The following is a 6,071-nucleotide window of genomic DNA, read 5'->3' on the forward strand; positions in this document are numbered from 1 at the left end:
TATGAACACGCTGGTACTGCATGACCGCTTCAGCCATATCGGACAGGATGACGAACTGAAGGTTGTACAGCACCGTGAAATTGCAGTGCAGGGAGATCGGAAAGAACTGATTCACGGGAATAAAACGTCACTCAACGAACAGACATTGATCGAACAGGTCGATCAGGATGTCACGGTGAATTATCAGGCCAACGAAGTTGTCAGTGTCGTTGGCAACCAGCACCGTCAGTTGGAAGCACACCGACGGGTTCAGATTGGTCAAAACGACACGCTTGAGATTGGTGCGGATCTGACCACGGTGATCCTCGCGTCCCGTACCACTTCAGTCGGGGGGAGCGATCAACTGACGGTCGGGGGCGATTTTCATATCGAAACCCAAGGCGATACTTCAATCCGTGCAGAAGGAGAAGCTGCGGTTGTTTCTGCTGATGAAATCAGAGTGGAAGTCGGTGCTGCCGGATTGGTGCTGAAAAGCAGCGGTGTGATCGAATTTTACGGCACGGCCATTACGCTCAACGGCGTGAGTGACGTGGCACTGCGAGGGGCTAAGGTCGACATTAATCCTGGCGCCGCCGCTGGCAGCAATCAAGGGGTGAGCTCCCTCAGCCCGATCGGACTATCGATTGCACGATTAAAGCCACCCGTGATCACGTCTGCTGTCTATCAGAGCATGATAGAAGAAGGCGCGCTAATGATGGAACTTTGTGAATGCGGAAGAGGGAAAACATGTCAATTGCACCGTTAAAACCGGAATGGCAGATTCAGCAAGCCAACCCCATTTTACCTGCTTCAGATCAAAACGCCTATGTGCTGTTTGAGCCCTTGTTATGGCCTGACTGGCAGATACAACTCAGCCGTGTGATGGATCCGCTTGATGCCCAAAAGTTGTTCTCACAAACCCGGTTTGCTCAATTGGAAAACAGTCCGATGCTGGTCTCATTGCGTCGCAGTGAACCGGCTATTCAACTCTGTCGTGAAGCGATGGTTGCCGCACCATGCGGTTGTTTGCTTATCGCACCGGACACCGTTGCAACGAGTGATCTTTGGCAGACATTACGACAACGAGTCATCGTGGATAAAGGCGACGCGGAAGTGATATTTCGCTTTTATGACCCCAGAGCTTTAGTTCCTTTGCTTGGCTCAATAAGGGACAACCAACGCCATCAGTTTTTTCCTCTGTTGTCGCAAATCCAATGGTTCGACAAAAATTGGTTAAGCGCGCCAATAATTAAATCGTCTTCGTCCACTTCAGAAGTGGAGCGCTGGGTTCTGTCTGAATCCCAGCGAAACACAATGCAAACCATCCTTCAACAATGGTCACGGAATCAACCATCATGACAGCGACATATACTGTGCAGCCTGATGATACGCTGCTTGAAATTGCCATTGAGCACCAGATTGATTTTAATTCGCTATTGCAGCTAAATCCTCAATACCAGCCGAATCCTGATTTTATCCGCGCAGGTGACACCATAAAGCTGCCTGAGCCCCCGGCATCTGGACCTGTAGAACCCACATTTCCGGTTGAGCCGGTGGCTTCTGTGTCCCCTCCGGCAGAAACATGCACCCTGGAAAGGGAGCCTCTGTGCCAACCAAAAGAAATTGAAGACATTGTGTTCTTAACAGGTGATCCGGTACATCAATTCTATGTTCTTGATAAAAAAGCTGTTGAAGAACTTGAACAGGAAATCGAACAAACTCAAACGCTTTTTCAATGTTACATGGATGTGGTGAACAGTGCGCCGCCAACCACTGCAACAAAAGCCGAACTTGAGGCACACGTTCTCAAGCGTGAAGCGTTATGCCAGGATCTCGCTTATGCAGGTCTGCTTCCGATACCCAACGCAAAAAATAAGGCTGCTGTGAAAGCGGAACAAAAACGTCAGGAAAAAGCACAAAAAGAGCGGGATGCTGAGAACACTAAACTTGCCCAAGCCAAAGTGACAGAACTCAAAGCTCGCCTCAAATATATCGAAAATTATGGGAACTGGATTTCAAACGAAAGCTCGACAGAGTCAATGAAAGAACAGCTTTCTTCAAAAATCAAAGCCGAGCTTACGAAGTGGGAGGCCTTAGCAGGAAAAGCTCAGGATGATGAGAAAACGAAGCATGGCGCAAAAAAAGCGAATCTTCAAACGATGTCGGTCAAGAAAGAAGGGAGACTGGATGCCTTTCACCAATTAGGTGAGCCTCCTATTCGTCATTCTGTGCGAGAAGTCTATTCAGTGGCGCGTGACGGGACTTTTTATCTCAGAGGGGAGTTCGTAGAGCGTGTCTACAAAACCAAGCTCAGTTGGATGCCATTCGGAGGCACTTCTTTCGCAAATGCATTTGAAAAAGGAGATTTCAAGGCGTTGGGGAAGGCCATTCAACGTGATTTTAAAAATAAAGAAAACCGGACTCGCTTAGGGGAAAGTATCGGTATTAAACTCAATGAGTGGGTCGCACCGGGTAACAAAATCGCTGAATGGAAATCTACGCATGCGATTCACAATGAAGAGGGCAATACATGGTTTGCAGTGACGCCTGAAGCCCAACTGGGGCGCTGGGGAATGCAGGCGTCACTGGATGCCAACCTGAACCCATTAAAGAAAGATGAAAATGGACAAGCACAAGGCAAAATAGATTTGGGTATCAGTGCCTCGGCGGCATTTTCTGTCGCAGAGGCTGCGGTCACCTCTAATCTTTATTTACCCAGTGATGCAGGCACAGCAGTACAACTTCATTACACGGATAAGAACAAACAGCCGGCAGTTTACTCATTTGGTTGTTTTCGGGTGAATGTCAGGTTAAAGGTGGGATGCTTCTTAGGCGTCTCGGCTCAGGTCGGGGCTGGTATTGGCAATGGTAGGCCAACAGCCGATGATGATATTGGCGTGATGATTGATCCAAACGCCAGACGAAATCGATCAAACGGAAGTGGTTTAGGCGTAATGTTCAGTCCCCGGGTGGAAATGGGGACAACAGAAGGCGGACAAATCGGTGTCAAAGCCGATGTCTTTGCCGGTGCTCAGTTCAGTGGTGAGTTTGCCGGAGATATCGAATGGCAATCCCCCAAAAAAGAAGATGGCGCAAAGTTTTCTGTTTTGGCTGGAATTAAAACCGAAGGTAATGTGGCCATTGGCGGTGGTTATACTGCAGAATTCGCACTTTATCTGGATAGAGGCAAATTTTTCCTGAAAGTTTCCGCCAAACTCGTGTGGGGTGTGGGCGCTGGCGGTGGAGTCTCGGTCACGATTGATGCCCGGAAGCTCTGGGATCTGGCGAAGGTGATTTGGGAAGGCTTGCAATATGTTGATTATCGTGTGCTGAAGAATATCAATGAAGCAGCTTATAATTATTTAGTTGAGGCAACGTATTATGCGTTTGCTTTATCAGCAGCGATCACTTCCCCTGTCGGAGCTTTGAAACAGGTGGTATCACTAGGTAACGAGAAGATTACACAAATAAGATTGTTACGAGAAGAATCTACTTATTTGGAAGAAGAAGCGAAAACTTTAGCATTGCGTATTCTTGATGATTCAGTCCGCAGTGGTGTTCCATTTGACCAGCTTTTGCCCGAGGCGATTGGTATGATGCTGGATACTTTGGTTCGAACCTTTCTATTTAATTATGAGGAATTACAGGAAACTGCGATTTATAAACTGCTTCACGAGAGTACATATAGTTGGCATAAGTTTGAAGAAATTCTGCAACGTATGAATTCTGAAGGCAAAAAAAAATCAGGTGACAAGGTGATGTTCCATAACCTGAAACGGATTAACGCCATTCTGGATGGCAGCCAGCAATCGGCGTTCAATGAATGGGTAATGACGCTGATGGAAACGAATACAGTTGCAGACATGGACAAAACGCCATTCACCCCTCGGCAAGGTCAGGCTTTTTATCAGAAGCGCTCCGAAGTAGAGCAACAAGTAGCTATGCTTGATAACCGGAGTCGATCAAGTCAGTATGCGTAGAAATTATGGCCCAAAAGGGCCATAATTTTATCCGTTTATTTATCAGTTTTTTTGACAACACATCGAAAAGTATTTGCTAAAACGTAAAAGTCTTGATTAGGGGATTTATCAATTCGTCCGAAGGTAAATCCATCACGCATTACTTTGTCTTCACCAGAATCGGGGCCCTGTGGATTATTAACGGGTGATTGTAAGTAGTAATCTTTGTCATACCAGTCATTGACCCACTCGGGCCTGTTGTTGCTCATACCATAGATTCCCAGCGGGTTAGGAGGAAAATCCCCTAAGTTTTTTTCAGGCGCGGTACTACTGTTAATTTCTGAATCTGATACTTCAATATATTTATTCAGTTCAGGATCAAAATATATACTTTCTGAAAGTAGCAGATAACCATTATTTGTTGCGTAATATTTATGCTGACCTCGGCTGCGAGCCGCGAACTCCCACTGTGCTTCGGTGGGTAAGTCAATAGGGAGTGCTGAAATTTCCCCCAGCCATAGACAATAGTCTTTTGCTTCTTGCCAGGATTTTGTTCCTGTCGCGACAGTGTGTTTTGTATGATATTTGATCAGCTTTTTGTATTCCTCGTCAGAGCGACTTAAGTATTCACCAGGTACGGGCATATAACCATTAAGTTTATTTCTTGCGACAGGTAACCTATTAATCTGTCGCATCCACTCCATATCCATAAAGCTGGTTTCAAATTTAGAGATCGAGTAAGAATCTAAAGTGACTGGATGTAGGTGTTTTGAGCCGTCAAAAGCACTGCCCGGGGAACTTAAGCAACTGGCTTCAGGCGTCCAGTCCATACGGTTCTCAGTTCGGCTGGGAATATCACAAGGGGCACGAAAATCGCCCATCTCAAAACTACCGCCTTCAACAAACACCAGATTCTCGATGGCACGTACCACCACGTCGGCGGCGTTTTGTTTTTGTTCCTGGGTCGCCTCAGGATAGCGCTTTTCGATATTAGTAACTATGGTATCAAGCTGCTGTTGAGAGACGGTTTCGCTGGTGATTTTGATGGGTGAATTGTTGTCATTGCAGGCCGCTAATAATGGCAGCGTACATGCAAGTCCTAGCCTGTAAATATTCATGCTGAAATCCTTTGTTTTTAGTGCCTTAGTCTACCGAAACCCCAGAAACAAAAACACAAAACTGGCTGCTAAATCAGGAAATTCACAGGTGTTTTTTGAATAAGGTTCACAATGGATAAAAAGAAATCTACTTGAAGTCCCACCCGGCTGAGCCAGTAAAAGAACACAAGTTAACCAACAGATTACTCAACGCCATCAGGAAAGCGAGACACAAACTGCGTAATTCAAGCCCCGGAAGGGGCTTGAGACTTAAAACTTAAAAGTGTCAACCCTATCAGGACGGGCCAATCGCCGGGTCTGTTTGTTGCAGCGCACAGCGAAAGCTGGTGCTTGGATAATAGGCTTTTTCGACCGGATCATTATAAATCCGGGCGAACGTCATTGTTGTTCCTAACGCATCGCGCTGAACCTTCTGTGTGCCGGATGCAGGGCCTTTGGGGTTGAGTTCCGGAGAAATCTGATAATAGCCGGGGGAGTACCAGTCATTCACCCATTCACTGACCTGATTTGTCATGCCATAAACCCCTAAAGGGTTCGGATAAAATTTGTCGACGACCTCGATATCGCCTGATGTATTGGCATCATTTTCAGTGTATTCAATATAAGACTCTGTTTCAGGATCGAAATAGATATCCCCGCGTACCTGACTGTAACCATTGTTGGTGGCAAAATAGTAATGTTGGCCTCGACTGCGGGCAGCATATTCCCATTGTGCCTCGGTGGGCAAGTCGAAGGGCAATGCGCTGACCTGCCCTAACCATTGACAGTAATCTTTGGCTTCCTGCCATGCTTTGGCGCTGGCGGGGTCATTTTTTTGTTCACTTACGATTAATCGTGCGTATCGTTCAGAATCCCGTTGAACAATTGACCCATCACGCGAATTATCTTTGGCCACAGGCAGTCCGTTGATTTGGCGCATCCACTCCATATCAATAAATCGCGTTTCAAACTTAGCGATTGAGTAGGCATCGAGTGTGACTTTATGGAGAAAGGCAGCCCCTGTCTCCTGACTAAA

4 protein-coding genes and 1 pseudogene are annotated in these 6,071 nt (G+C 46.6%); 3 read left to right on the forward strand and 2 right to left on the reverse strand.

Going from position 1 to position 6,071, the window contains the following annotated elements:
• From KCG43_RS21130 to KCG43_RS21140, 3 genes and pseudogenes are all read left to right on the forward strand, one after another.
• Nucleotides 1–745 (forward strand): annotated as a pseudogene (locus KCG43_RS21130) (type VI secretion system tip protein VgrG); the annotation flags it as partial.
• On the forward strand, nucleotides 727–1,338 hold the full coding sequence (locus KCG43_RS21135; protein WP_218387429.1) for a DUF4123 domain-containing protein: 612 nt from the start codon (nucleotides 727–729) through the stop codon (nucleotides 1,336–1,338). The pseudogene KCG43_RS21130 and the gene KCG43_RS21135, both read left to right, overlap by 19 nt.
• Entirely contained in the window at nucleotides 1,335–3,959 is a 2,625-nt protein-coding gene (locus tag KCG43_RS21140) for a LysM domain-containing protein (protein ID WP_218387431.1), read from the forward strand. The genes KCG43_RS21135 and KCG43_RS21140 overlap by 4 nt, the downstream gene beginning before the upstream one ends.
• A 35-nt stretch (nucleotides 3,960–3,994) precedes the next feature.
• On the opposite strand, the gene KCG43_RS21145 is transcribed toward KCG43_RS21140, so the two are convergent.
• Both KCG43_RS21145 and KCG43_RS21150 read right to left on the reverse strand, forming a co-directional pair.
• Entirely contained in the window at nucleotides 3,995–5,056 is a 1,062-nt protein-coding gene (locus KCG43_RS21145) for an SUMF1/EgtB/PvdO family nonheme iron enzyme (RefSeq protein ID WP_192016350.1), read from the reverse strand.
• Between the two features lie 274 nt (nucleotides 5,057–5,330).
• Nucleotides 5,331–6,071, reverse strand: a 741-nt coding sequence (locus KCG43_RS21150) for an SUMF1/EgtB/PvdO family nonheme iron enzyme (protein WP_218387433.1), incomplete at its 5' end; no start/stop codon positions are given.

Source organism: Photobacterium sp. WH24 (assembly GCF_019204055.1).
GTDB lineage: Bacteria > Pseudomonadota > Gammaproteobacteria > Enterobacterales > Vibrionaceae > Photobacterium > Photobacterium arenosum.

What these genes read in the sequence shown, in the direction of transcription:
- KCG43_RS21140 (WP_218387431.1), top strand. Translation starts at nt 1,335, where the DNA reads ATGACAGCGACATATACTGTGCAGCCTGATGATACGCTGCTTGAAATT.
- KCG43_RS21135 (WP_218387429.1), top strand. Translation starts at nt 727, where the DNA reads ATGTCAATTGCACCGTTAAAACCGGAATGGCAGATTCAGCAAGCCAAC.
- KCG43_RS21145 (WP_192016350.1), bottom strand. Translation starts at nt 5,056, where the DNA reads ATGAATATTTACAGGCTAGGACTTGCATGTACGCTGCCATTATTAGCG.